Annotated in this window: 27 protein-coding genes and 1 tRNA gene; 15 read left to right on the top strand and 13 right to left on the bottom strand. The window is 57.7% G+C overall.

All coding sequences use genetic code 11. The annotated features are described in order from the left end of the window. Positions 1 to 63: 63 nt before the first annotated feature. On the bottom strand, positions 64 to 1,038 hold the full coding sequence (locus AC2FJZ_RS03415; protein WP_496776058.1) for an isopenicillin N synthase family dioxygenase: 975 nt from the start codon (positions 1,036 to 1,038) through the stop codon (positions 64 to 66). After that, on the bottom strand, positions 1,038 to 2,402 hold the full coding sequence (locus AC2FJZ_RS03410; protein WP_496776057.1) for an FAD-dependent oxidoreductase: 1,365 nt from the start codon (positions 2,400 to 2,402) through the stop codon (positions 1,038 to 1,040). Before AC2FJZ_RS03410 ends, AC2FJZ_RS03415 begins: the two co-directional genes overlap by 1 nt. 169 nt (positions 2,403 to 2,571) lie before the next feature. Between AC2FJZ_RS03410 and proS the strand changes: the two genes are divergently transcribed. Further along, a complete protein-coding gene (gene proS / locus AC2FJZ_RS03405; protein WP_496776056.1) occupies positions 2,572 to 3,912 on the top strand; it encodes a proline--tRNA ligase in 1,341 nt (446 codons plus the stop codon). Between the two features lie 116 nt (positions 3,913 to 4,028). On the opposite strand, the gene AC2FJZ_RS03400 is transcribed toward proS, so the two are convergent. Continuing rightward, complete coding sequence (locus AC2FJZ_RS03400) at positions 4,029 to 4,388, bottom strand: hypothetical protein (RefSeq protein ID WP_496667765.1); 360 nt, start codon at positions 4,386 to 4,388, stop codon at positions 4,029 to 4,031. Positions 4,389 to 4,744: 356 nt separating this feature from the next. Here AC2FJZ_RS03400 and AC2FJZ_RS03395 point away from each other — a divergent pair, with 356 nt between their 5' ends. Both AC2FJZ_RS03395 and AC2FJZ_RS03390 read left to right on the top strand, forming a co-directional pair. Continuing rightward, positions 4,745 to 6,040 (top strand): lipoprotein-releasing ABC transporter permease subunit, encoded by a 1,296-nt coding sequence (locus AC2FJZ_RS03395; protein ID WP_496776055.1) that lies wholly within the window; start codon positions 4,745 to 4,747, stop codon positions 6,038 to 6,040. Beyond that, positions 6,033 to 6,719 (top strand): ABC transporter ATP-binding protein, encoded by a 687-nt coding sequence (locus tag AC2FJZ_RS03390; protein ID WP_496776054.1) that lies wholly within the window; start codon positions 6,033 to 6,035, stop codon positions 6,717 to 6,719. Before AC2FJZ_RS03395 ends, AC2FJZ_RS03390 begins: the two co-directional genes overlap by 8 nt. Here the strand turns inward: AC2FJZ_RS03390 and AC2FJZ_RS03385 are convergent. Further along, positions 6,703 to 7,140, bottom strand: coding sequence for a DMT family transporter (locus tag AC2FJZ_RS03385; RefSeq protein ID WP_496667768.1), 438 nt, complete (start codon positions 7,138 to 7,140; stop codon positions 6,703 to 6,705). The genes AC2FJZ_RS03390 and AC2FJZ_RS03385 overlap by 17 nt on opposite strands. A 92-nt stretch (positions 7,141 to 7,232) precedes the next feature. On the opposite strand from AC2FJZ_RS03385, the gene AC2FJZ_RS03380 reads away from it, so the two are divergent. Next, complete coding sequence (locus AC2FJZ_RS03380; protein WP_496667769.1) at positions 7,233 to 7,637, top strand: c-type cytochrome; 405 nt, start codon at positions 7,233 to 7,235, stop codon at positions 7,635 to 7,637. On the opposite strand, the gene AC2FJZ_RS03375 is transcribed toward AC2FJZ_RS03380, so the two are convergent. After that, positions 7,628 to 8,320, bottom strand: a complete 693-nt coding sequence (locus AC2FJZ_RS03375) for a hypothetical protein (protein WP_496776053.1) — start codon at positions 8,318 to 8,320, stop codon at positions 7,628 to 7,630. The two genes, AC2FJZ_RS03380 and AC2FJZ_RS03375, sit on opposite strands and share 10 nt — an antisense overlap. Before the next feature lie 42 nt (positions 8,321 to 8,362). Continuing rightward, the gene (locus AC2FJZ_RS03370) at positions 8,363 to 9,025 is read right to left on the bottom strand and encodes a DNA-3-methyladenine glycosylase I (RefSeq protein WP_496776052.1); all 663 of its coding nucleotides are present in this window, start codon (positions 9,023 to 9,025) and stop codon (positions 8,363 to 8,365) included. A 418-nt stretch (positions 9,026 to 9,443) separates the two neighbouring features. On the opposite strand from AC2FJZ_RS03370, the gene AC2FJZ_RS03365 reads away from it, so the two are divergent. The 5 genes from AC2FJZ_RS03365 (at position 9,444) to AC2FJZ_RS03345 (ending at position 14,879) form a co-directional block, all read left to right on the top strand. Beyond that, positions 9,444 to 10,394 (top strand): ABC transporter substrate-binding protein, encoded by a 951-nt coding sequence (locus AC2FJZ_RS03365; RefSeq protein WP_050602878.1) that lies wholly within the window; start codon positions 9,444 to 9,446, stop codon positions 10,392 to 10,394. A gap of 10 nt (positions 10,395 to 10,404) precedes the next feature. After that, positions 10,405 to 11,454, top strand: coding sequence for a quaternary amine ABC transporter ATP-binding protein (locus AC2FJZ_RS03360; RefSeq protein WP_050602877.1), 1,050 nt, complete (start codon positions 10,405 to 10,407; stop codon positions 11,452 to 11,454). Beyond that, the gene (locus AC2FJZ_RS03355; RefSeq protein ID WP_496776051.1) at positions 11,451 to 13,517 is read left to right on the top strand and encodes an ABC transporter permease; all 2,067 of its coding nucleotides are present in this window, start codon (positions 11,451 to 11,453) and stop codon (positions 13,515 to 13,517) included. The genes AC2FJZ_RS03360 and AC2FJZ_RS03355 overlap by 4 nt, the downstream gene beginning before the upstream one ends. Positions 13,518 to 13,622: 105 nt before the next feature. Next, complete coding sequence (locus tag AC2FJZ_RS03350) at positions 13,623 to 14,288, top strand: NnrU family protein (RefSeq protein ID WP_496776050.1); 666 nt, start codon at positions 13,623 to 13,625, stop codon at positions 14,286 to 14,288. 69 nt (positions 14,289 to 14,357) lie between these two features. Then, positions 14,358 to 14,879, top strand: coding sequence for a DUF2478 domain-containing protein (locus tag AC2FJZ_RS03345; protein ID WP_496776049.1), 522 nt, complete (start codon positions 14,358 to 14,360; stop codon positions 14,877 to 14,879). 422 nt (positions 14,880 to 15,301) lie between these two features. Here the strand turns inward: AC2FJZ_RS03345 and AC2FJZ_RS03340 are convergent. Further along, a tRNA-Tyr gene (locus AC2FJZ_RS03340) sits at positions 15,302 to 15,385 on the bottom strand. A 116-nt stretch (positions 15,386 to 15,501) separates the two neighbouring features. Between AC2FJZ_RS03340 and rlmB the strand changes: the two genes are divergently transcribed. The 4 genes from rlmB (at position 15,502) to AC2FJZ_RS03320 (ending at position 17,793) form a co-directional block, all read left to right on the top strand. After that, positions 15,502 to 16,272, top strand: coding sequence for a 23S rRNA (guanosine(2251)-2'-O)-methyltransferase RlmB (gene rlmB / locus AC2FJZ_RS03335; RefSeq protein WP_496776048.1), 771 nt, complete (start codon positions 15,502 to 15,504; stop codon positions 16,270 to 16,272). Positions 16,273 to 16,287: 15 nt separating this feature from the next. After that, the gene (locus AC2FJZ_RS03330) at positions 16,288 to 16,569 is read left to right on the top strand and encodes a hypothetical protein (protein ID WP_496776129.1); all 282 of its coding nucleotides are present in this window, start codon (positions 16,288 to 16,290) and stop codon (positions 16,567 to 16,569) included. 98 nt (positions 16,570 to 16,667) lie between these two features. Further along, the gene (locus AC2FJZ_RS03325; protein WP_050603023.1) at positions 16,668 to 17,126 is read left to right on the top strand and encodes a YHS domain-containing (seleno)protein; all 459 of its coding nucleotides are present in this window, start codon (positions 16,668 to 16,670) and stop codon (positions 17,124 to 17,126) included. A gap of 196 nt (positions 17,127 to 17,322) precedes the next feature. Continuing rightward, the gene (locus tag AC2FJZ_RS03320; RefSeq protein ID WP_496776047.1) at positions 17,323 to 17,793 is read left to right on the top strand and encodes a CoA-binding protein; all 471 of its coding nucleotides are present in this window, start codon (positions 17,323 to 17,325) and stop codon (positions 17,791 to 17,793) included. Here AC2FJZ_RS03320 and AC2FJZ_RS03315 read toward each other — a convergent pair. The 3 genes from AC2FJZ_RS03315 to hisF all read right to left on the bottom strand — a co-directional run bounded on the left by AC2FJZ_RS03315 (position 17,790) and on the right by hisF (position 19,507). Beyond that, positions 17,790 to 18,362 (bottom strand): hypothetical protein, encoded by a 573-nt coding sequence (locus tag AC2FJZ_RS03315; protein WP_496776046.1) that lies wholly within the window; start codon positions 18,360 to 18,362, stop codon positions 17,790 to 17,792. The two genes, AC2FJZ_RS03320 and AC2FJZ_RS03315, sit on opposite strands and share 4 nt — an antisense overlap. Positions 18,363 to 18,431: 69 nt before the next feature. Then, on the bottom strand, positions 18,432 to 18,749 hold the full coding sequence (locus tag AC2FJZ_RS03310) for a phosphoribosyl-ATP diphosphatase (protein ID WP_496776045.1): 318 nt from the start codon (positions 18,747 to 18,749) through the stop codon (positions 18,432 to 18,434). Next, complete coding sequence (gene hisF / locus AC2FJZ_RS03305) at positions 18,746 to 19,507, bottom strand: imidazole glycerol phosphate synthase subunit HisF (RefSeq protein WP_496776044.1); 762 nt, start codon at positions 19,505 to 19,507, stop codon at positions 18,746 to 18,748. Before hisF ends, AC2FJZ_RS03310 begins: the two co-directional genes overlap by 4 nt. Positions 19,508 to 19,681: 174 nt before the next feature. Between hisF and AC2FJZ_RS03300 the strand changes: the two genes are divergently transcribed. Beyond that, complete coding sequence (locus AC2FJZ_RS03300) at positions 19,682 to 20,074, top strand: DUF302 domain-containing protein (RefSeq protein WP_496776128.1); 393 nt, start codon at positions 19,682 to 19,684, stop codon at positions 20,072 to 20,074. 4 nt (positions 20,075 to 20,078) lie between these two features. Here AC2FJZ_RS03300 and hisA read toward each other — a convergent pair whose 3' ends face one another. Then, positions 20,079 to 20,798 carry a 1-(5-phosphoribosyl)-5-[(5-phosphoribosylamino)methylideneamino]imidazole-4-carboxamide isomerase gene (gene hisA, locus AC2FJZ_RS03295; RefSeq protein WP_496776043.1) on the bottom strand — a complete coding sequence of 240 codons (720 nt, stop codon included), beginning with the start codon at positions 20,796 to 20,798 and terminating at the stop codon, positions 20,079 to 20,081. 134 nt (positions 20,799 to 20,932) lie between these two features. Here hisA and AC2FJZ_RS03290 point away from each other — a divergent pair, with 134 nt between their 5' ends. Beyond that, positions 20,933 to 21,334 carry a DUF2147 domain-containing protein gene (locus AC2FJZ_RS03290; RefSeq protein ID WP_496667781.1) on the top strand — a complete coding sequence of 134 codons (402 nt, stop codon included), beginning with the start codon at positions 20,933 to 20,935 and terminating at the stop codon, positions 21,332 to 21,334. A gap of 3 nt (positions 21,335 to 21,337) precedes the next feature. Here AC2FJZ_RS03290 and hisH read toward each other — a convergent pair whose 3' ends face one another. Next, positions 21,338 to 21,976 (bottom strand): imidazole glycerol phosphate synthase subunit HisH, encoded by a 639-nt coding sequence (hisH, locus tag AC2FJZ_RS03285; protein ID WP_496667782.1) that lies wholly within the window; start codon positions 21,974 to 21,976, stop codon positions 21,338 to 21,340. After that, positions 21,977 to 22,564: an imidazoleglycerol-phosphate dehydratase HisB gene (gene hisB / locus AC2FJZ_RS03280; protein ID WP_496667783.1), complete on the bottom strand. Its 588-nt coding sequence runs from the start codon at positions 22,562 to 22,564 to the stop codon at positions 21,977 to 21,979. Between the last annotated feature and the right edge of the window lie 33 nt (positions 22,565 to 22,597).

Raw genomic sequence — 22,597 nt, 5'->3', positions numbered from 1 at the left:
TGGTGTTCTTGGCGTATCAAAGCCCATGATGCAAGCGCTTCATTTGACCGGGCTTTGCAGCGTTCAGACGTGCAGTGTCCCGAGTTCCGGAGTGTTCACGTCTGCGGCTTCATCTGGCCAGTTGGTACGCCAGATTTCCGCTGACCAATGGCCGCAATGGACGGCAGGGCGGTCAAAACCGGGCAGGGCAGGCAACATCGGTTCAACAATGACGTCATGGCGGGGGACGGCGAAGTAAGGGAAGGAGTATCGTTCCTTGCCTGACCGGTTGACCACACGATGTGGTGTGGACTTCAATCGTCCACCGGACCAAAGCTCCAGCATGTCGCCGATATTGACCACAAAGCCGCCGGGCGGGCAGTCCGGTGTGATCCATCCGCCGGTGCGGGTTTGCACCTCAAGCCCGCCAACCGGATCGGGGGCGATGATGGTCAGCGCGTCCGTGTCCTTGTGCGGGTGGATGCCATAGCCTGCCTCATCCTCCTCCTGCGGAGGGTAGTGCAGCAGGGTCATGTTGGTCATCGGGTCCCGAAAGGCACTGTGCAGCGTGTCAGGTTTCAGGTTCAGGCCAGCCTCTAAGGCGCCCAGCAAAAGATCGGCTACGCGATCCAGTTGGGCCCAATAGCCCAGAATGATCTCTTTGGCGCCGGGCACCTCATCTGGCCACAGGTTCGGTCCGTACAAAGTACAATCTGCGCGTACCGGCGCGTCTTCCGCGACCTCGTGATGCAGTTTGTAGCCTTCATACTTGTCGGCCTTGCCTGACCCATCATTGGGCGTGAAGAACCCCATGGGAATATAACCGCGATAGTTCTCACGGGTGATGGCCTGTTCCCATTTGCGGGTCTCTTCGATGGCAAAAATCTCTCGGGTCGCCTGCCGGACCATATCAACGGTTTGCCGAGGCACGCCTGTCCCGGTGATGGACATGAACCCGATCCCGGTACAAGCCTCAATGATGCGCTGTACAGTCGCATCGTACGCCGCAGTATTCGGCTCAGCCAATGGCGAGATGTCGATGGTCGGAATGCTGTCCATCAGTGAATCCTGACCCCCTGACGCCGTAGTTCCGTGTGAACAGGTGTCAGATTCAACTGGTCCAGGTCCTGATTGCTTTTCAAAGACAGGGCTGCCGCAACGCCTGCGCCCTGACCCATGACGGCGCAGCAGGCCATGTTGCGCGTGGCGGCATGGGCCACGCGGTCCGCGCCATGGGACCGACCTGCGACCAGCAGGCCCTTGATCCCCTTCGGCAGCATCGAGCGATAGGGAACCTGCATGTATCGCCCCGTGGTGGGCAGGATCAGAATGCCATAGCCGTCGATGAATTCGGGGTAGATGCCGATCGTATCCTCGAACCGGCCCTGATGGCGGGCGTCGTTTTCGGTCATGGTGTACACGGCATCGATCTTGCGGGTGTCACGAATACCGATGGTCATCCCGAAATTCCGCAACCGCGCGTTCTCGCATCCGGGCATGAACCTTCGTAGGGCATCGATGGCCAACATCGACTGGCGCCGCCCCTCGATTTCACCGCGCGTCAGGCTGTCAGGATCGGTCCCGTCGATCTCGGCCAGGTGGATGAGGTTCATATAGGTCAGCTCACCCGTGTCATGCATCGCGCCCCAAGTGCCCGCGATCGTGTTCAGATGCGGGGGGATCAGACCTTCGTCTATCGCTTGCTGGAACGGCTTTTTTACGAAGGGCGAGAACATGTTGTCCTCTTTTCCGCTGGTTTCGATGTTCCACTCACCGCCACCGCCCCAATCCTTGTAGGTCTGCGGGTCTGCTTTCACGCCTTCCATAAAGGCGCGTTTGTCGACACCTGCCAGATGGAACATGACCGAGGCGGCCATCATGTCTTCACGTGGGGTTTTGTAGGTCGGCGCCCCCGCGCGATGGGCCACATCCGCATCACCGGTGGCGTCGATCACAACCTTGGCAAGGATTGCCTCGCGCCCCGCCTTGGATTCGGTGATGATGCCGGTGATCCGATCGCCCTCCATGATGGGGGCAACGAATTGACGGTGCAGCATGGGATGCACGCCCGCCTCTTCGACCAGTTTGTCGGCGACCAGTTTGAACCCTTCGCTGTCCAGCTCATAACTCAGGGATTGACTCTCCGGGACAGCAGCCCCCATGTCTTTGGCCCGGGTTTCGAACTCCATCCCGATACCGCCTGCTTCAACGGTTTTCTCGTGCCGGTACCAGGCGAATCCTTCGACGCCGACCGCTGTGATGTTGCCGCCCATGCAGCCGAACCGGTCAACCAGAGACACCTCGGCCCCGGCTCGTGCAGCGGCCAGTGCAGCGGCCAGCCCGGCGGGGCCGGAACCCACAACCAAAACATCGGTCTGATGGATCACAGGGACTTGGCGGGCTGGTTCCTGAATCGTTTGCATTGGCGCCTCTTGGATTTAGCAATTCTGTTACAATTGAAACTCTCGATTGGCGGGTCAATCAAAAAACCGACTGACGTGAAGTCGTAAAATCACCAATGTCCGATTGCCCCCGGCGGGGCTTTGGAATAATCACCTGTGCAGTCGAATTCTTACCTTTGAAGGTCCACCCATGCGCCTCAGCCGTTACTTTCTGCCCGTTCTCAAGGAAAACCCCTCCGAGGCCCAGATCGTCAGCCACCGGCTGATGCTGCGCGCGGGCATGATCAAACAAGCCGCCGCCGGGATTTATTCATGGCTGCCGCTGGGCTTCAAAGTGCTGCGCAAGTTGGAAAACATTGTGCATGAGGAGCAGGCGCGCGCGGGACACATCGCAATCCAGATGCCCATAATCCAATCGGCGGATCTGTGGCGCGAATCCGGTCGTTATGATGATTATGGTCAGGAAATGCTGCGCATGAAGGACCGGCATGACCGGGACATGTTGTTTACGCCGACGGCAGAAGAACTGGTGACTGATATCTTCCGTGGTCACGTGAACAGCTACAAAGATCTGCCGCTGACGCTGTATCAGATCCAGTGGAAGTTTCGCGATGAAATCCGCCCCCGCTTCGGCGTGATGCGGGGACGCGAGTTCTATATGAAGGATGGCTACAATTTCGACCTGACCAAGGAAGATGCGTTGCACGCGTATAACCGCCATCTGGTCAGCTACTTGCGCACCTACGAACGCATGGGTTTGCAGGCGATTCCGATGCGCGCCGATTCAGGCCCCATCGGCGGCGATGATACCCATGAGTTCCTGGTGCTGGCTGATACTGGTGAATCCGAGGTCTTCTATGACAGTGCCGTCACTGATCTTACCTTCGGTGACCGTGAGATCGACTATGACAGCCACGGACAGTGTCAGGCTATTCTGGAAGAGTTTACTTCGAAATACGCGCGGACTGACGAAACTCATGACGAAGTGCTGTTCAACCAGATCCCGGATGAGCGCCGTCGCGTGGCACGTGGTATCGAAGTTGGGCAGATTTTCTATTTCGGCACCAAGTACTCCGAACCATTGGGCGCGACTGTACAGGGCCCCGACGGCAAACCGGTTCCGGTTCACATGGGCAGCCACGGTATCGGTGTCAGCCGCCTGATTGGCGCGATCATCGAGGCCAGCCATGACGACAAAGGCATCATCTGGCCAGAGGGCGTGACACCGTTCCATTGCGGTATCGTGAACCTGAAGCAGGGTGATGAGGAAGCCGATGCGGCCTGTGACAAGATCTATGCGGCGTTGACCGCCTTGGGTCTGGAGCCGCTATATGATGATCGCAACGAACGTGCAGGGGGCAAGTTTGCAACCATGGACCTGATCGGTCTGCCCTGGCGCATCACCGTGGGCCCGCGTGGTTTGAAGAACGGTGTTGTTGAACTGACTTGCCGCCGCACTGGTGAAAGCGATGAGCTGAGCCCGGAAGCGGCTGTCACCAAAGTTGCTGAAATCTATGAGCAGATCGCCTGATCACGATTGTCGGGTGCCGCGCTGACCGGCACCTGAAACTGATCTGAACGAGTTTGACGGACAGAATCTTGAACTGGCCGCCGTCTGCGGCCGGAGCAAGGCGCTTGGCTTAGCCTTTAGTTTCGGTCTGGCGTCGGGCGCTCGGCCAAAATATCGCCATTGGCGTCGTCGCCGCGTGCGACCACGATCGGTCGGCCCAGACGGCTGACCAGTTCACGAAACTCAAGACCCAGAAACCGCAGCCCGCAAACACGTGCGTCGGTTGTCCGATCCGTGATGCACAAACGGCCCTGACGGAACACCAGCCGGTATCCTTTTTCTTTCAGGATATCTGTCAGGTTGCTCCAGCTTGCTGCGCTGGCAAAGATCGGTCGAATGGCCGCGCGCAGCAGTGCCGCTGTTTCGCAATCCAGTTCTGTTGATGCTTGGCGGGACGGAATAACCCCCGCTCCATTGGTTGAGATTTGAAAATTCATTGAGCGACCCCCGCTCTTTAAATGTGTTCCCCCACAGTCAGGGTGACAAAGTTTCTGAAAATAATCAAAAAGAGTAATAATATTTCGCACTTATTGTTGCCTTTTGGATTCAGGACATCACGAAGCGCGATGATTAACTTCATAGATGAAACAATCCGGCTTTGTCTGTGATGCGGTTCACAACTCATGGTGTAGCGCTTGATATCCAAGTCATCTGTTTGGCCGTAACGCTACAGTTGTCCGCCGTATTGATTCGGCTCATTCGGGCTGAGGAACCGGGTCAAAGTGACAACCGGCTTGACCATTGGGTGAAATGCCGAAACTGTCCCCGCAAACAAGAACACCCCGGAGCAGGCATGGCCAAAACACCCCCGCCCTTTGCCCAATTTGAATGGAAAATCGCCTGGCGTTACCTGCGGGCCCGCCGGGCCGAAGGTGGTGTCAGTGTGATGACGTGGATTTCCTTGATCGGGATCACCCTGGCAGTGTTTGCACTGATTGCGACACTGGCGGTCCGGTCCGGCTTCCGCTCGGAATTTGTGGGCACCATTCTGGGTGCCAACGCACATGTGACGGTCTATTCGTCGGGGGAAATTGATGATCAGGGTCGGGTCGACCGAACGATAGCTGATTATGAAGATCGTGCGGCCCGGATCGCGCAGGTCGCCGGAGTTGAGCGAGCTGCGCCTTTGGTCAAAGGGCAGGTTTTGATCACAAATCGCGACCGCAGCAGCGGAGTTGAGGTGTTCGGCATCCACCCCTATGATCTTTTTGATTTGCCGGGTGTTGCGCATGCGGAGCAGGCCGCAGGCGACCTGACAGAGTTTCAAACCGGTGAAGATGTCATCGCCATCGGATCTGGCGTTGCACGCAGTATCGGGGCCACCGTGGGCGATGTCGTCAAGTTGACGTCGCCCAATGGGGTCAAAACCGCCTTTGGTACCTCGCCGCGTGTAAACGCGTATCGTGTCGTCTATGTGTTCTCGGCGGGTCGCTATGACATCGACCGAACCCGCGTCTATATGCCGTTTTCGCAGGCCCAGAGTTTTTTCAACCGCGAAGGTGTGGCGGATGAGATCGAAGTGATGGTGCAGCAACCCGAAAGTCTGGGTCCAATCCTGATTTCGATCATTGAGGCCTCGGGTGAACGCAGCCAGATCTGGACATGGCAGGACGCATCCGGTGGCTTTCTGCGGGCCTTGGAGGTTGAGGACAACGTGATGTTTATCATCCTCTCGATCCTGGTTCTCATTGCCGCCATGAATATCGTTTCCGGCCTGATCATGCTGGTTAAAAACAAGGGGCGCGATATCGGCATCCTGCGCACCATCGGGCTGAGCGAGGGGTCAGTTCTGCGTATCTTTTTCATATGCGGGGCTTTCACCGGCCTGATCGGAACGGCGATGGGTGTTATTCTGGGATGCCTCTTTGCCATCTATATCGATCCGATTTTCTCGTTCGTGAATTACGTGATGGGCGGCGGCGTATGGGACCCGTCGATCCGGGGCATCTATGCTTTGCCGGCCGAATTGCATCTGAGCGATGTACTCAAAGCCATCGGCCTGTCGCTTGGCCTGTCCTTCATCGTCACTTATTTTCCAGCTCGCCGCGCGGCGCGGCTGAACCCGGTCGAGGCGCTGCGCTATGAATGATGTCACATTGCGTCTGAATGGTCTGACAAAGACTTACCTCAAAGGTACGCCAGGCGAAGTACAGGTTCTGCGCGGTGTCGATCTGGACCTGCGCACGGGGGAGGCCGTGGCGATGGTTGCCCCGTCAGGCGCGGGCAAATCAACGCTTCTGCACATTGCCGGTTTGTTGGACAAGCCCGATGAAGGCTCGGTCGAGATTGGCGGGCAGAGCGTGACCGGCAAGGGCGATCGCACCAGAACCGCGCTGCGCCGTCAGGATGTCGGGTTCGTTTATCAGTTCCACCACCTGTTGCCTGAGTTTACGGCACTGGAAAACATCACCCTGCCGCAACTGGCGAACGGCATTTCAGAAAAGGCCGCGCAGGTACGGGCCATGGATTTGTTGGATCGGGTCGGCGTTGCCCCGCGCGCCAGCCACCGGCCCGCAGCATTGTCCGGCGGCGAACAGCAGCGTGTCGCCTTTTGCAGGGCTCTGGCCAACGAACCGCGTGTATTATTGGCGGATGAGCCGACCGGCAATCTGGATCCCGAAACCTCGGATCAGGTGTTTGATGCGCTGATGGCTCTGGTACGCGACGAAGGGCTGTCGGCCTTGATCGCGACCCACAACCTGAATCTTGCGGCGCGTATGGACCGGATGGTCAGGCTTGAGGGCGGGGTGCTCAGGCCAGTTGAGTGATCGCGACACCAATGGCCATCACGGCAATACCACCGGCCCGTATCCAAGTCAGTGGCGTGATCTGAGCGCCAAACAGGCCGAAATGGTCAATAGCCGCCGTGCTGATCAATTGCCCCAGCAATACAAAGAACACGGCGTTGCCAACCCCGAAATGAGGGGCGACGTGGGTGATTGACAGAACGTAGAATGCGATCAGGACACCGGCCAGTAACAGATGTTTCGGCGCTGCGGCCACCTTGGAAAGCGCTTCGAAACCCGGAAATAGCAGCATCACCAGGACCGACGCCGCGAAGGCGATCGCGAACAGAATCACGGCGGCCGTGGTTGGCGATCCGATCAGCTTGCCCAGGGCCGCGTTCAAAGCCGCAAGAATAGGGACGCCGATCCCTGCCGCCAGCATAATGGCTGCGTATTGTGTCATTGCCCGTACCCTCCGCCTGCGTTGATCTGGATCATTGCGCCAAGACGTCGACCGGGCAACCCTGCAAATGTCTATCGTGGCAGGAGGATATGATGTTCAGGGCAACTCTTAGGATGCTGGTGTTTGGGTTTTCGGTCGCCACCTCACAGGCGGTTTCGGCGCAGGATGCCAAGACCGGAGAGGAGCTTTACATGCATTATTGCGCAACCTGTCATGGGATTGATGCAACCGGGCAGGGGCCTATGGCCAGCGTTTTGGTTGTACAGCCAACCGATTTGACCAATTTGACCGATGAGGATGGCCTGTTCCCGACCGCTCGTGTGGTCGCCCGGATCGATGGCAGAGATCCATTGGTCAGCCACGGCAGCCCTATGCCGGTTTATGGACCGTTTTTTGACGGGCAGGACACGTCCATGAAAACACCTCGGGGTCAGCCTATCCTGACCAGCCAGCCTATTGTGGATCTGGTGGCCTATCTGGAAACGCTTCAGGACTGACTGCAAATTCCGTCTACTTCCGCCTCGCTCCAAGGCAAAAGAACCGCCCGTTCACGTCCGTTTTCCGGCAAGGGTGACAAGTCGAAATTTTCGCCCAGCATGGTGTGCAGCCTCTTGGTGCGCTTGGCCTGAGGGTCCAGCGCGCGACAGCACACGTATTCCTCGACAATCGCGCCCTGCTGTTCGAAGCCGTAGGATAAAAAGTCAGGCGAGGTGTCCAGATTGAACAGATACGGATCTCTCCGTCCGCCATGCTCTGCTGCCGCCCGCAGAGGGTGATAGCCGGTGGTTGCGCGATTCTGCCATTGCCAGACATGTGTCAGTTCATGAGCCAACAACATAGCGGCAATCAGGTTCATCTGATCGGGGAAGTCGGTCATATAGTCTTCTAAATACCAGTCGCGCGCGAAATAGACCTTGTTGAAAAGGGCTACGGCCGCGGGCTTGCCTGTCACATGCCCGGCCTCGACTGGCGGCAGAATAAGCTCGCGGCAGGCCAGACGCGGGCGTTCCTCGCGGAAATACGTGACCGTTGCCACCGGGGCACCTTCGACCAATCGCACATTATTCAAGTTCAGTGTGTCGCCTTGAATGCTCTCTGCAAACACGCGTTCCGGTTCGGTCAGTGGGCGACCGCAGGAAGACAGAAACAAGAGTGTAACAAGAAATACACGCAGAACCATGAGTTGAATCCTAGTCCGCTGCGCCTGTTCCGCAAACCGTTTTCACAGGCTCATGGCCAGAACCCGGCTGATTTCACTCAGGGATCGCCCGGATTGGTCCATCCAAGTATTAAAGGCATGTTGAACGGCCAGCATAGCTTTCTTGGACGTGGCGGGTTTGTCGACCACACCTTCTGCGATCAGTCGCGCTGTAACGTCTTGGGACAGAATGAAACTGTCCCGTCCGGAAAATCGCATCGCGTATTGGGCTGAAGCGCCACCCAGACGTGACCCACGCTTGGCCAGCAGTGCAAGCAAGTTGATGTAATCCGTCGAGGGCCACCCCCCCAGTACTTTGCCCGCACCACCTTCTTCACGCAGCTCCATCAGAAACGCAGCGTTGTCCCGCACTGCCGCGATCTTGGTTCCATTGCGCACGATTCGCGTATCCTGCAGCAACGCATCGAATTTATCGTCATCCATAAAGGCACATCGACCTACATCAAAACTATCAAACGCGACCTCGAAGCCGTCCCATTTGTTTTCGATGACCTTCCAGTTAAACCCGGCCTGAAAAACGCATTTCGTGATAATGGCCAGCCAGCGATCTTCCGGCATTGCGGCCAGTTCCTCAGGGCTCTTGGGTTTGTGCAGCATCGCCTCCAACGCATCCGGCCCGCCATGTCGTGCTGCTGAAATGTCGAAGATTTCGTCAAATGTACGCATAAGCCAAACCTCAAAATCACTCCTCGAATGTTTGTCTTTTGTTCCGGTTTGGCAATGGCAAACTTGAAATAGTGCTTCTTAGCTGTTGTGCTGACATTTCTGACCCGAGTGAAAAAAGGGCAGAAGTGTTAAAGAAATCCTCGACAAACGGGGGCAAAATAGTTTGTGATTGACTCGTCAGTCAACGATCCGCGTTTTGTACAAGGGTTAATGATTGGCCATGCCGGGTGCGTTAGGGGTACTTGAAAGGAAATATCCACGGTTTGCCGTACGATTAACGTCGTCTGTTACAAACTGATTACTTTCCTTTTCCGGCTAAATTTGTGCATGTTGCGACATGGTATTGTCGTCAGACAAGTATGCCGGCGGAAACAAGTCCGCCGGGGTGGGCAAAACAAATAAGACAGGGAGAAAATCCATGAAAAAACTAAGTGTAAGCCTTATGGCCCTAACCGTTGCTGGTGCGGCGCAAGCGGCGGATATGGGTGCCGTGGACGAACCGATCAAGCTGGCGATCAATGAATGGACTGGTCAGCACGTGACCACGCATGTGGCGGGTGAGATGCTCAAGGCCGCAGGCTATAACGTCGAGTTTGTGACTGCGGGCATGATGAACCAGTTCCAGGCGCTGGCCGATGGCGACATCGACGCGACGCTGGAAATCTGGTCGTCCAACGTATCAGACGAATATGCCAAGAAGATCGACGAAGGCACGGTTGTCGAAATCGGCGATCTGGGCCTGGCTGCCAAGGAAGGCATCGCATACCCGGCGCACGTCGCTGATCTGTGCCCGGGCCTTCCCGCCTGGGAGGCGCTGAAAGACTGCGCGCAGGTCTTCGCAACCGCCGAAACTCTGCCCGGTGGCCGTCTGGTTGACTATCCGGCCGACTGGGGGACGCCTGGCGCAGATCGTATGACCGGTCTGGAACTGCCGTTCAAAGCTGTGCCTGCGGGTTCCGAAGGTGCTCTGATCGCTGAACTGCGCGCCTCGACTGAGCGTAAGTCGCCGCTGCTGATCACCTTCTGGCAGCCGCACTGGGCGATGTCGGCCTATGACGTCCAGTTCGTCGACCTGCCAGCGGGTGAAGAGGCGTGCTTCAACGATCCGGCATGGGGTCCGAACCCCAATGCGATCAACGATTGCGACTTCTCGCCGTCGCGCATCTTCAAAGCCAGCTGGAGCGGCATGGAAGACAAGTGGCCCGCTGCCTATGAGATCCTGTCGAACTACCAATTGGCGGTCGAAGACCAGCAGCCGATGATGGGCGCGATCGATGTTGATGGCGGACAGGTCGAAGAGGTCGTTGCCGCATGGATGGCCGAAAACGAAGGCAAGTGGCGTCCGGTTGTTGACGCAGCAACGCAGTGAGCGCGCGTAAGTGACTGACGCGACTATGCCAGCCATCGCCTGCCGGAATCTCTGGCAGGTGTTTGGCCCCGGCGCTGACAAAGCCCTGACCGACGCGCTGTCTCGGTCAGGGAATGACGCTGACAAAGCCGCCACCGACCTGCGGGAAAACGGGTTCATCCCGGCGGTGCAAGACGCCAATTTCGAGGTCAAAGAGGGCGAGCTGTTCGTCATTATGGGCCTGTCAGGCTCGGGTAAATCCACGTTGATCCGCTGTATCTCGCAACTGCTGCCCGGCACGGGCGGCGAGATTCGTGTGGATGATCAAAACGTCATTGGTGCTTCGAAGAAGGTGATGACGGACCTGCGCCGCAAAAAGCTGGGTATGGTGTTCCAGCATTTCGGTCTGTTCCCGCATATGACCGTGGCCGAAAACGTGGCCTATCCGTTGCGTGTTCAAGGCGTGAGCAAAAGGGAACGGCTGGACCGCGCGCAGGAAGTAATCTCACTGGTCGGTCTTGACGGGCGCGAAGACAGCTTTCCTCGTCAGCTTTCTGGTGGTCAGCGTCAGCGTGTGGGCATCGCACGCAGCCTCGCCGTGAACCCCGATATCTGGTTTCTGGATGAACCGTTCTCGGCCCTTGATCCACTGATCCGCCGACAGCTGCAGGACGAGTTTCTGCGCATTCAGGCGACGCTGAAGAAATCAATCGTGTTTATTACCCACGATATCCAAGAAGCACTGAAACTGGCCGACCGCATCGCCATCATGCGCGATGGCAAGATCGTCCAGATCGGAACGCCGACAGATATCGTATTGCGCCCCGTAGATGACTACGTTCGCGAATTTTCGAAAGACGTGGCCAAGGGTCAGCACGCCAAGGTCGCCTCGGTTATGCGGAGCGAGGCGGACTGTGGTCCGGACGATCCTGGCCTGACCACTTCGATGACGTTGGACGCGGCCCTTGCGCATTGCATGGAGTTGTATGAGCCCGTGCCGGTGCGGGATGCCGACGGCAATGTCGTCGGTACGGTGCATCCATCTGATCTTGCTGCCGCGTTGCAGGTGGACGAATCATGACGGCTGTAACCGACCTGCCGACGCAAAACAGCGCGCAGTTGACGGCGGGGGCAAAGGCCGCCCTTATCACGGTCATCGTCGGCGCCGTTTGCCTTGTGCTTGAAGGTATCGCCCCATGGCTGGTGAAATGGCCAACTGCGTGGGAATTGCCTGCAACCCAATGGGTTGGCGCGTTTCTGGACTGGTTTCTGAACCTGATCAAACCGGCGATGCGGTTGTTTTCAGACCTGATGACCTATCCGATGGACTGGGCCAATTACGTGCTGGGCAATACGCCATGGCCCATCCTGATTGGAATCGTGACCGCACTAGGCTGGTACCTTGGCGGCTTGCCGATGGCAGCACTGGGTTTTTTGGGTCTCAGCTTTGTACTGGCGTCGGGCTATTGGGCCGAGAGCATGAACACCTTGGCTCTTGTTGCCGTTTCCGTCCCTGTGGCGTTGATCATGGGCGGCGGTATCGGCATTCTCGCTAATGAGGTGCCCAAGGTAAAATCCTTGGTACAGGCTGTTCTGGATGTCATGCAGACAGTGCCAACCTTCGCTTATCTAACGCCTCTGTTGCTGCTTTTTGGCTTTGGACCCGTTGTCGGCCTGATCGCCTCGGCCATCTACGCAGCGCCACCTATGGCGCGCAACGTGATGCTGGGGTTGGAGCGCGTGGAGCCCGAGATCAAAGAGGCCGCTATCATGTCTGGCGGCACACGGTTCCAGCAACTGTTTCAGGTCGAAATCCCCGCCGCCACAACGCAGATCATGGTCGGTGTAAACCAATGCCTTATGGCCGCCTTGTCGATGGTGATCATCGCCGCCGTTATCGGTGGCTTCAACGATATCGGCTGGGAGGTTTTGCTGACCATGCGCAAAGCTCAGTTCGGTGAATCGCTGATGGCCGGTCTGGTCATCGTGGTCTTTGCCGTGGTGATCGACCGAATGAGTGGCACCCTTGCAACCGAACGCAAACGTTATGACAGCCGTGTTGTCTGGGCGATGCTGGGCTTTGCCGTGTTGTTTACTTTGGCATTCCGCAATTGGTTGCCGAATCCGTCCGAACTGACCCTGTTGGACCCGATGGCCGAGGCTGTCGACAGCGGCTTGACCGCGTTCACACAAGCCAACGGCCCTTGGCTGGATGCGTTCAAGAACAACTCGTTGTTCTATGTGCTGCTGCCGTTACGGATCGGTCTGGATCAGGCGGTGCTGCCCTTCACTTGGGGCTTTCAGTGGACGTCGACCATGAGCGCTGGCTTGTTCGCCGCTGGTGCCGCGATTGCCCTGCTGATGGCTTGGCGCGGACGGTTGACGGGTGGCTTGATCGTTCTGATCCTGATTGGAATGCTGGAAACTGGCGTCGCCAACCTGCCGTGGCCTTTTGTCCTGACCAGTGTTGCCGCGCTGAGCTGGGTCGCGGGCGGTTGGCGTCTGGCCGCGCTCTGTGTGGGTCTGCTGTGCACCATCCTTGTTTCGGGCCTTTGGGAAAGAGCGCTTCTGTCACTCTACCTCAGCGGCGCGGCAGTGTTTTCCTGCGCCGTGCTTGGCGGCCTGATCGGTCTTGCCAGCGCGGTATGGGAACCAGTGTGGAAAGTGGTCCGCCCGATCTGCGATATGCTGCAGACGATCCCGCTGTTCGTGTTCCTGATCCCGGTCCTGATGGTGTTTCAAATCGGCGAATTCTCGGCCTTCCTAGCAATATGCGCCTACGCGATCGTCCCAATGATCCGCTACACCCGGCACGGGCTGGTCAACACGCCAGAGGAAATGATGGAGGCCGCGATCTCCAGCGGTGCGACCGAGTGGCAGATCATGCGGGACGTGCGAGCACCCTATGCAGCGCCGACCATACTGCTGGGGCTGAACCAGACCATCCTTTATGCCTTCGCAATGTTGGTGATTGCCGCCCTGATCGGGACCACAGGTCTGGGTCAGTCGATCTATCTGGCGTTGGGTCAGGCGGATGTGGGGCTTGGTATCTCGGCGGGCGCGGCGATGGCGATTCTGGCACTGATTGCTGATCGCATCGTGCAAGGTTTTGCCGAAGAACGCCGCGCTGCACTTGGGTTATAAAACAGGGCAGGGGCATTTCATCTGCCCCTGTTCCAAACTTGATTTCGGACAAGGAAGCCGCCGCCGTCCTGAACTAGACCGATCCTAATACATTCGGAGATCACCATGACCGGTTGGGGCCTATTCCTTGCAGCGCTTATCACATTCCTCCTCAGCCACGTGATTCCCGTGCGGCCCGCAGTGCGCGGGTGGCTGATCGGAACGCTGGGGCATCGCGGGTATTTTGCAGGGTATTCCATCCTGTCGCTGGCTGTGCTGGCCTGGCTGATCATTGCTGCCGCAAACGCACCGTATGTGGAGGTCATTCCACCGTTTGCGGTTCTGCGCTGGGTTCCGATCCTGATCATGCCGGTTGTCTGCTGGCTGGCAGTTGTGGGGCTGGCCATCCAAAACCCGTTCTCGTTTGGTGGGCTGGGCAACCGACGGTTTGATCCAGAACAGCCCGGTATTCTACGCACAACCCGCCATCCCATTCTTGCCGCGCTTATGCTGTGGGCGGTGGCGCATTTGCTGGCCAATGGCAGCCTTTCTCATGTGATCCTGTTCGGTCTTTTTGCCGGGTTCGCGGCAATGGGCATGGGCCTGATCGACCGGCGCAAATCCCGCGAAATGGGTTTTGAGTGGGTCCGCTTGTCTCGAAACACTGCACGGTTTTCACTCCGCGCGCCGCGTCCCTGGCCGCGTCCCGGGGCCTGGCTGACGGCGATTGCCGTATACGCAGTACTTCTTCACCTGCACGCACCTGTGATCGGCCTGTCTACGCTTCCGTAGCTAGGGGAGTGGTCGGATGCGCCTTGGCGTGCTATTTGAAATGTCGCAATGAAAAACAAGAGGTCCAAGATGAATCTGGCCTACGTCACCACCACCGATCGCGGCGCCACCGACCGCCTGCTGAGCGCTGTCGCAGAACGTCTACTGGCCTCGGGCGTTAAATTGGCGGGCGTTGTTCAGACCAACACCGAATGCGCCGACAGCAGCAAATGCGATATGGATGTACGCGTGCTGCCAGAGGGTGAAACCATCCGCATCTCGCAATCGCTGGGAACCCAGTCGCGCGGCTGCCGTCTGGATCCGGCGGCGCTGGAACAGGCCGTGGGATATGTGACAGCCTCGCTTGAAGATGCGCCCCAACTGTTGATCATCAACAAATTCGGAAAGCATGAATCCGATGGGCGCGGATTCCGCCCTGTGATCGGTGAAGCACTGACGATGGACATCCCGGTTCTGGTCGGTGTGAACGGATTGAACGAGGAGAAGTTCCAGGCCTTCGCAGACGGTGCTGCCGAGGTCTTGCCTGCCGATCTGGATGCGATTGAGGCCTGGTTCGAAAGGGTCTCAGAGCTGCGTACGGCGGCGGAATAGGCGCGTCAAATCGCAAGACACACAGTGGCAAACGCAAACAAGATCGTGCTGATAATCAATCAGCGCGGCCTTTTTGGGTATTGGTTGCAACTACGATGCCCTAAGTCTGCAATATCCGCCAAGTGCCATCACGGCACCCAACAACAACTGGCCGCTGGCGGGCAAGGGAACAGGTGCCAGGGTGACGTTCAGGTTGTCTATCCGATAACCAGGGCCCCAATCTTTACGCCAAACCGTGTTGGGGCCAAACGGGTGATAAAGGTCGTTCCAGAACGTTTGCCCTTGTAGTGGATTGTTGACGGTCAGAACCAACTGGTGCGATAGCACTGAACCCGCTTGAAAGTGCCCGGGTTTGCGACGAGCTCTGAATGGAAATCTCTGAAAAAAAGGATTTTCAACATGATTTCAGATACTTTGGAAGATGGTGGGCGACCCTGGAATCGAACCAGGCGTGCGTCTCCGCGAGGGAGTTACAGTCCCCTGCCACACCTTGCGGCCTGTCGCCCACTGTCAGGCGTTGCACCTGACGTGGAGGCGTGATTACTAGCGCACCAAAGGAGCGTCAACAGGAAAATTTCGCTTTGACGCAGGAAACCGAAATCTCGGCCCGGAGGCCCTTAAAATGAAGAAACCCAAATGGGTCGTCGAAAAGGAACAGGCGCGCAAAGCTGCTGCGGCCGAAACCGTCTGGCTGTTTGGCCTGCACGCGGTGCGCGACGCTCTGATGAACCCAAATCGTCAGAAACTGCACCTGATCGTGACACGCAACGCGCGTGACAAACTGGCCGAAGCGATTGAATTTGCAGGGATCGAGGTCGACATGGTTGATCCGCGCAAATTTACCGCTCCCATCGATGCGGGATCGGTTCACCAGGGTGCTGCGCTTGAGGTCAAGCCGTTGGATTGGGGTGGTTTGGCCGAAAACTGTATTGGACGGGAAAACCCGAGAGTCATTCTGTTGGACCGTGTGACCGATCCGCATAACGTCGGGGCGATTCTGCGCTCGGCCGAAGTTCTTGGGACCAGCGCCGTGATTGGTACGCGCCATCATTCTGCACCCGAAACGGGAGCGCTGGCCAAAACTGCCAGCGGCGCGCTAGAGCGCCAACCATATCTGCGGGTGCGCAACCTTGCGGACGCGATCATTGAACTTCAGGGCATGGGCTTTCTGGTTCTTGGACTGGACGGCGAAGCCGAGGTGACAATCGAAGGCGCGCTGGGCGAGGGACGTGCTCGCCCCGTGGCGCTTGTGCTTGGTGCGGAAGGCCCGGGTTTGCGGCAGAAGACCAAGGAAACCGTGGATCAGTTGGTGAAAATTGACGCAGCAGGTGGGTTTGGGTCACTGAATGTCTCAAACGCGGCGGCAATCGCCTTATATGCATCTCGCCCCTGAGCAAAGGAGAGCGCCATTTCCGGTCCATCCAAAATCGCCACCTGCTGTTATTGCGGGACTCGCGCGGCCCTGGTCCTGAAGGGCAAAGAGCGACACGAGCTCAGCTGTTCAAACTGCGGGGCGCCGTTGCATGATTTGAAGATGCTGCCCAAGCGAAAGACCGGGAAAACCGCAAAAGCACGATCGGCCGGTTCTCATGTGTCACCAACTAAGGCGAAACGCAAAAAGAAGAAGAAAACTATGCTCTCGCGGGTGTTTGACGAAGCCTGGGATGTGATCGAGGACATCTTTGACTAAGGGCAGCGGCGCTGAACCCTGATCACATCCATGTCAACAGGGCTTCCGTTGCCGGAAAAAACTTGCATCTTGATACCTTCAAGATTGCAGATTCTGAAATGACGATGTTGATCCGACGTACCATCCTTGGCGTGCTGAGTGCCGTTTTCCTGACTTCTGCGGCATTCGCGCAGGACAAACCGGTCTATTTTGTCACCGAAGGCGTGGCATTGGCCGGGTACGATCCCGTGACCTATTTTGAAGGTTCGACGCCTGTCATGGGCGCAGCTGAAAATGCGGTGATGTGGAAAGGGGCCAAGTGGCATTTCTCATCTGCGGAAAACCGTGAGCGCTTTGAAAGCAACCCACGCGCCTTTGCCCCGCAGTTTGGCGGGTATTGTTCTTATGCGATGGCCAAGGGGGTCCTGAAAAGCACCGATCCCAATGCGTGGCAGTTGGTCGATGGTCGCCTGTATTTGACGCATTCCCCACAGATCGAGGCGATGTGGCGGCAGGACAGGGCCGAATACATTGAAATGGCAGAAAAAAACTGGCCGATTGTCCTGTATCAGGATTAGGCGGGAATCAGCTGATTGTGAAAAGTCATCACAAAAATGCGCGCCCCCTCTTTTTTTCCCCAAACTTATGCCTAAATGTCACAGTGACCGCGGAACGGAACTGCCGCGGGTCATTTCACTGTCCCTCGTTCCAACAACTGGCGCCCAAGGTTTCTTGGGCGCTTTTTTCTTTTTGGAACCCTGTTAAGGATGAGGCATGCCTCAGTATTCTGACCCATATCTGAAAGCCATTCTGCAACGGACCAAGACGGTCGCCGTTGTTGGGGTATCCATGAACCCGGTGCGACCCAGCTATTACGTGGCGCGTTATCTGTCGCTGAAAGGATTCGATGTGATCCCGGTCAATCCGGGACATGCGGGTAAGGAACTGTTTGGCCAGACGGTGCGTGGCAGCTTGTCGGAGTTATCCGAGCCGGTGGACATGGTCGACATTTTCCGGTGGTCCGAAGCTGTGCCGCCCATCGTTGACGAAGCGTTAGCGGCCTTCCCTTCACTCAGTACAATCTGGATGCAAATCGGGGTTGAACATCCCGAAGCAGCCGCAAAGGCTGAAGCGCGAGGTGTGGACGTCGTGATGAACCGCTGTCCCAAGATCGAGTATCAACGCCTGTTTGGCGAGCTGCGCATGGGTGGGTTTTCGACCGGAATCATCTCATCCAAGCTTTAAGGCGTTGTCGGCTGATACGGTTTCAGCCGGGCCACTTGTTCCTGACGCCGCTTCTCCAAAACCACGTCGCGCGGCACCCATTCGTACCGGGTGTCCTCAACCAACGGAGACCAGAACAAAATCCCGCCGTAGCGCCACGGATCCAGTACAACGCCGTCATACAACGATTCCCCCTTACGGCTGATGATTGCAGTGCTGTGGTCGATCCTCAGCGGGTTGTCTGCATTGGCGATGGCGCGGTGCATCTCCAGCGTTTGGAAGTTTTCCTGCTTTAGGCGACGCTCAATGTCTTCGGCCCAGTGCCAGCACAGCCCGCGCGGGCGCAGGCCCTTGTTGACTTTTGCGTTGTGGATCAATGGCGGATCCGTGATCTGGTATTCATCGACAAGCTGCGCGGTGTAGGCATAAGCGACTTGCGCAGCCCGTCGGGCTTCTTCTGGGTCGATATCAGGACCCAGCGCCTGAATTTCGGCTGACAGTCGTTGAACCTCGTCCCCGGTCGAGGCAGGTGGCGCAGAGCAGGCCGCAGCAATGGCAAGCGTTGCCACAAGCATCAAAACTCGGATCATATCGCGCCCTCGGCCTGCCAATCTGACGCCCGAGTATAGCGGTCAAAACAGCGGCGCGGAACCCAGGCGTTACCCGTCGGAGCGGGATGCCTTTTCCGCGATGCCGCTGACGCCCTGACGACGGGCCAGTTCGGCCAAGACATCATCCAGCGCCACGTCCCGTGCGGCCAACATGACCAGAAGGTGATACAGAACATCCGCCGCCTCAGAGGTCAGCTTGGCTTTGTCACCTTTAACAGCCTCGATGATCGCCTCAATGGCTTCCTCGCCGAATTTCTCGGCGCATTTTTCTGGGCCTTTGGCTAGAAGCTTGGCCGTCCAGCTCGCGTCCGGGTCAGAACCCTTCCGAGCCTCAATTGTATTGGCCAGGTCGTGCAGAATGTTCATGTCAGCCTCATCGGGATACCAGCGGCGGACATGTGTTCCTTGGCTTCGCGGATGGTGTATTCGCCGAAGTGGAAAATTGAAGCAGCGAGTACCGCACTCGCCCGGCCTTTCGTGACGCCTTCCACCAGATGGTCCAGATTGCCGACACCGCCGCTGGCGATCACCGGCACGTCCACTGCACCGGAAATTGCGCGGGTCAGGGGCAGGTTGAACCCAGCCTTTGTGCCGTCACGATCCATCGAGGTCAGCAGGATTTCTCCGGCCCCTTTGGCAACGACAGTTTTTGCAAATTCCACAGCATCAATGCCGGTGGGCTTGCGTCCGCCATGGGTAAAGATTTCCCACTTGCCGGGGCTGACCGTCTTGGCGTCGATGGCGCAGACAATGCACTGGCCTCCGAACTGGTCCGCTGCTTGCGCGATCACATCCGGGTTGGCAACGGCGGCCGAGTTGAAGCTGACCTTGTCCGCCCCTGCCAAAAGCAAGGCACGGACATCATCCTTGGTGCGTACGCCACCGCCCACTGTCAGCGGCACAAAGCACTGCTCGGCCGTGCGTCGCACCACATCGAACATGGTCCCTCGGTTCTCATGGGTCGCGTGAATATCCAGAAAACAGATCTCATCTGCACCGGCAGCGTCATAGGCTTTGGCCGATTCCACCGGGTCGCCTGCATCGCGCAGACCGACGAAATTTACACCTTTGACCACGCGGCCATCAGCAACATCAAGACAAGGAATGATCCGGGTTTTTAGCATCTGGGCGTCCTTCGTTGCCGGACCTTTAGCGGCAAAGCCCCGCCGATGCCAGACTTGTGATTGCGATCCATCGTGAAGCCATGGAAATTAGAGGTGAAATTCATGAAAAGGATTATCGAGATGAAACATCTTCTTCTGGCTTCAATTCTAACATTCGGGGGCGCACTATCCGCCATGGCTGACGACATTATCAAAGTTCAAACAAATAAATCCGTGGCTGAGGCGCTGGACGCGTTGGAAGCAGCGGTCGGCAACGCCGGGGCCACCGTGTTTGCACGTATCGACCATGCGGCCGGGGCGGAAAAGGTCGGCACACCCATTCCCGCCAATCAGGTGCTGATTTTCGGCAATCCTGCGCTGGGCACACCAGCCATGCAGATTGATCCACGTTCCGGGCTGTTCCTGCCGCTCAAGGTTCAGGCCTATGAAGATGCCAACGGTCAGGTCTGGCTGGCTTATGAAGACCCCAAAGAGACAATGGATGAGCTGGATGAAGTCGAAAAGTCACCCGTCATCGAAAAGATGCGCGGCGCTTTGGCCAAACTGACCGCCGCTGCCGCGCAGTAACCTATCAAGACAGGGCGCGAATGGCCTCGGCCAGGTCAATCGCGCCATCATACAGCGCCCGACCCGAGATCGCGCCGTCCAGTTCGACACCACAGTCGCGCAGGGCAATCAGGTCTTCTAAAGAGCTGACACCGCCCGAGGCGATGACCGGGATTGATACAGCCTGTGCCAGCGCGGCGGTGGCCTCGATGTTCGGACCCTGCATGGCGCCGTCGCGGTTGATATCGGTATAGATGATTGCGGCGACACCGGCATCCTCAAAGCTGCGGGCAAGGTCGGTGACTTGTACGTCGGTTTCTTCGGCCCAACCTTTGGTGGCAACCATCCCGTTGCGCGCGTCGATACCCACAGCGACCTTACCGGGAAAGGCTTTGGCGGCTTCCCGCACCAGATCGGGGTTTTCGACAGCAACCGTGCCCAGAATGACCCGGGCCAGACCCTTGTCTATCCAGGTCTCGATGGTGGCCATGTCGCGGATGCCACCGCCCAGCTGAGCGGGCACATTGCACGCTTTCAAAATCGCCTCGACGGGGGCTGCGTTGACTGGCTCACCCGCGAATGCGCCGTTCAGATCGACCAGATGCAGCCACTCGCATCCCGCCTCGACAAAGGCGCGGGCCTGTGCGGCGGGGTCTTCGTTGAAAACGGTCGCCTTGTCCATTTCTCCGCGCAGAAGGCGGACGGCGTTGCCGTCTTTGAGGTCGATGGCGGGGTAGAGGATCATTTCGGGCGGCCCTATATCACTGTTACACGCGCGGGATATCGCACAAGCAGGGCAGGGGATGCAACGCGACGCTGGGTCATTCTTGCCCGTCGCCCATTGGCGGGTCAGACTGTCCTCAAAACAGGGAGAAAACCATGAAGAGATTTACTTTTGCAGCGGGTTTGACGCTTCTTGCAACCGGGGCAATGGCCGCTGATCCCGTCGATGGTCTGTGGAAGACCGCACCGGGTGATACAGGCGGATATCTGCACGTAACAATTTCAGAATGCGGCAGCGCGATTTGCGGTACCATCGACAGTGCGTTCGACGCGGATGGCAACCAGCAGCTGGAATATGAAAATCTGGGTAAACAGATCATCTGGGACATGGTGCCCGAGGGTGGCGGCAGTTATGACAGCGGCAAGATCTGGGCCCCGGACCGCGACAAGACCTATAACTCGAAAATGTCGTTGGACGGCCAGAACAATCTGACTGTCAAAGGCTGTGTGGCGGGCGGTTTGATCTGCCGGGGTCAGACCTGGACAAGGGTCCAGTAAGCGTCAGGGTTTCCAGGTCAGGAAATTGCCCAACAGACGCAGGCCAACGTCCTGGCTTTTCTCGGGGTGGAACTGCATCCCAACCATCGTGTCGCGGCCGATCATGGCCGTTACTTCCTGACCATACTCCACATAAGCCAGCCGCTGCGCCGGATCTGTGACGCGGAAGTGATAGGAGTGCACGAAATAGGTGTGATCCCCCGATTTCACCCCGTTGAACACGGGGTGATCGCTTTCCAGAACCAGATTGTTCCAGCCCATATGGGGTACTTTCAGAGTTGAATCCGAAGGCTCGATCCTGACCACATCACCGGCAACCCAGTCCAGACCATCCGTATCAGTATATTCATGGCCTGTTGTTGCCATGAGTTGCATGCCGACGCAGATACCCAGAAACGGGCGGCCTTTCTGCTCGACTGCCTCGACCATCGCATCATAGATACCTTTGTGGCCGCGTAGCTCGGCAGCACAGGCCGGAAATGCCCCGTCACCGGGCAGAACCAGACGATCCGCTCGCGCGACAACATCCGCGTCCGAGGTTACAACAACCTCGCCCGCGTTCACCTCGCGCGCCATGCGCTGAAACGCTTTCTCGGCCGAATGCAGGTTACCGCTTTCGTAATCAATAATTGCGGTCAGCATTTACAGCGCGCCTTTGGTTGACGGAATAGCGTCCGCCTTGCGGGGGTCGGTCTCAACCGCATCCCGCAGGGCGCGTGCAACGGCCTTGAAGGCAGCTTCGGCGATGTGGTGGCTGTTGAAACCGTGCAGTTGATCGATATGCAGCGTGATGCCGCCATGGGTGCTGAGCGCCTGAAAGAACTCGCGCACCAACTCGGTATCGAATGTACCGATCTTCTGTGTCGGCAGATCAACGTTCCAGATCAGGAAGGGACGGCCCGAAAGGTCCAGCGCACAGCGTACCTGTGCGTCGTCCATGGGCAGGTGACATTCGCCATAACGACGGATGCCTTTCTTGTCGCCCAAAGCCTGCGCCAGTGCCTGACCCAGCGCAATACCGGTATCCTCGACCGTGTGGTGGTCGTCGATGTGATAATCGCCCTTGGCGTTGATCGTCATGTCGATCAGCGAATGGCGCGCCAGCTGATCCAGCATATGGTCAAAGAACCCGACGCCGGTCTGGTTGTCATAGGTGCCGGTGCCGTCCAGATTGACCTGAACCGAAATTTCGGTCTCGGCGGTCTTGCGGCTGATCGAAGCGCTGCGCATGGGCGAATTCCTTTTGCTACAGGCGCGCTTATA

The sequence above is a fragment of the Ruegeria sp. CDSA079 genome (genome assembly GCF_059612245.1).
Note: the sequence above shows the minus strand (reverse complement) of the source record. Positions and strands in the feature narration are given on the sequence as shown.

What these genes read in the sequence shown, in the direction of transcription:
- AC2FJZ_RS03415 (WP_496776058.1), bottom strand. Translation starts at nt 1,038, where the DNA reads ATGGACAGCATTCCGACCATCGACATCTCGCCATTGGCTGAGCCGAAT.
- AC2FJZ_RS03410 (WP_496776057.1), bottom strand. Translation starts at nt 2,402, where the DNA reads ATGCAAACGATTCAGGAACCAGCCCGCCAAGTCCCTGTGATCCATCAG.
- proS (WP_496776056.1), top strand. Translation starts at nt 2,572, where the DNA reads ATGCGCCTCAGCCGTTACTTTCTGCCCGTTCTCAAGGAAAACCCCTCC.
- AC2FJZ_RS03400 (WP_496667765.1), bottom strand. Translation starts at nt 4,388, where the DNA reads ATGAATTTTCAAATCTCAACCAATGGAGCGGGGGTTATTCCGTCCCGC.
- AC2FJZ_RS03395 (WP_496776055.1), top strand. Translation starts at nt 4,745, where the DNA reads ATGGCCAAAACACCCCCGCCCTTTGCCCAATTTGAATGGAAAATCGCC.
- AC2FJZ_RS03390 (WP_496776054.1), top strand. Translation starts at nt 6,033, where the DNA reads ATGAATGATGTCACATTGCGTCTGAATGGTCTGACAAAGACTTACCTC.
- AC2FJZ_RS03385 (WP_496667768.1), bottom strand. Translation starts at nt 7,140, where the DNA reads ATGACACAATACGCAGCCATTATGCTGGCGGCAGGGATCGGCGTCCCT.
- AC2FJZ_RS03380 (WP_496667769.1), top strand. Translation starts at nt 7,233, where the DNA reads ATGTTCAGGGCAACTCTTAGGATGCTGGTGTTTGGGTTTTCGGTCGCC.
- AC2FJZ_RS03375 (WP_496776053.1), bottom strand. Translation starts at nt 8,320, where the DNA reads ATGGTTCTGCGTGTATTTCTTGTTACACTCTTGTTTCTGTCTTCCTGC.
- AC2FJZ_RS03370 (WP_496776052.1), bottom strand. Translation starts at nt 9,025, where the DNA reads ATGCGTACATTTGACGAAATCTTCGACATTTCAGCAGCACGACATGGC.
- AC2FJZ_RS03365 (WP_050602878.1), top strand. Translation starts at nt 9,444, where the DNA reads ATGAAAAAACTAAGTGTAAGCCTTATGGCCCTAACCGTTGCTGGTGCG.
- AC2FJZ_RS03355 (WP_496776051.1), top strand. Translation starts at nt 11,451, where the DNA reads ATGACGGCTGTAACCGACCTGCCGACGCAAAACAGCGCGCAGTTGACG.
- AC2FJZ_RS03350 (WP_496776050.1), top strand. Translation starts at nt 13,623, where the DNA reads ATGACCGGTTGGGGCCTATTCCTTGCAGCGCTTATCACATTCCTCCTC.
- AC2FJZ_RS03345 (WP_496776049.1), top strand. Translation starts at nt 14,358, where the DNA reads ATGAATCTGGCCTACGTCACCACCACCGATCGCGGCGCCACCGACCGC.
- rlmB (WP_496776048.1), top strand. Translation starts at nt 15,502, where the DNA reads ATGAAGAAACCCAAATGGGTCGTCGAAAAGGAACAGGCGCGCAAAGCT.
- AC2FJZ_RS03325 (WP_050603023.1), top strand. Translation starts at nt 16,668, where the DNA reads ATGACGATGTTGATCCGACGTACCATCCTTGGCGTGCTGAGTGCCGTT.
- AC2FJZ_RS03320 (WP_496776047.1), top strand. Translation starts at nt 17,323, where the DNA reads ATGCCTCAGTATTCTGACCCATATCTGAAAGCCATTCTGCAACGGACC.
- AC2FJZ_RS03315 (WP_496776046.1), bottom strand. Translation starts at nt 18,362, where the DNA reads ATGATCCGAGTTTTGATGCTTGTGGCAACGCTTGCCATTGCTGCGGCC.
- AC2FJZ_RS03310 (WP_496776045.1), bottom strand. Translation starts at nt 18,749, where the DNA reads ATGAACATTCTGCACGACCTGGCCAATACAATTGAGGCTCGGAAGGGT.
- hisF (WP_496776044.1), bottom strand. Translation starts at nt 19,507, where the DNA reads ATGCTAAAAACCCGGATCATTCCTTGTCTTGATGTTGCTGATGGCCGC.
- AC2FJZ_RS03300 (WP_496776128.1), top strand. Translation starts at nt 19,682, where the DNA reads ATGGCTGACGACATTATCAAAGTTCAAACAAATAAATCCGTGGCTGAG.
- hisA (WP_496776043.1), bottom strand. Translation starts at nt 20,798, where the DNA reads ATGATCCTCTACCCCGCCATCGACCTCAAAGACGGCAACGCCGTCCGC.
- AC2FJZ_RS03290 (WP_496667781.1), top strand. Translation starts at nt 20,933, where the DNA reads ATGAAGAGATTTACTTTTGCAGCGGGTTTGACGCTTCTTGCAACCGGG.
- hisH (WP_496667782.1), bottom strand. Translation starts at nt 21,976, where the DNA reads ATGCTGACCGCAATTATTGATTACGAAAGCGGTAACCTGCATTCGGCC.
- hisB (WP_496667783.1), bottom strand. Translation starts at nt 22,564, where the DNA reads ATGCGCAGCGCTTCGATCAGCCGCAAGACCGCCGAGACCGAAATTTCG.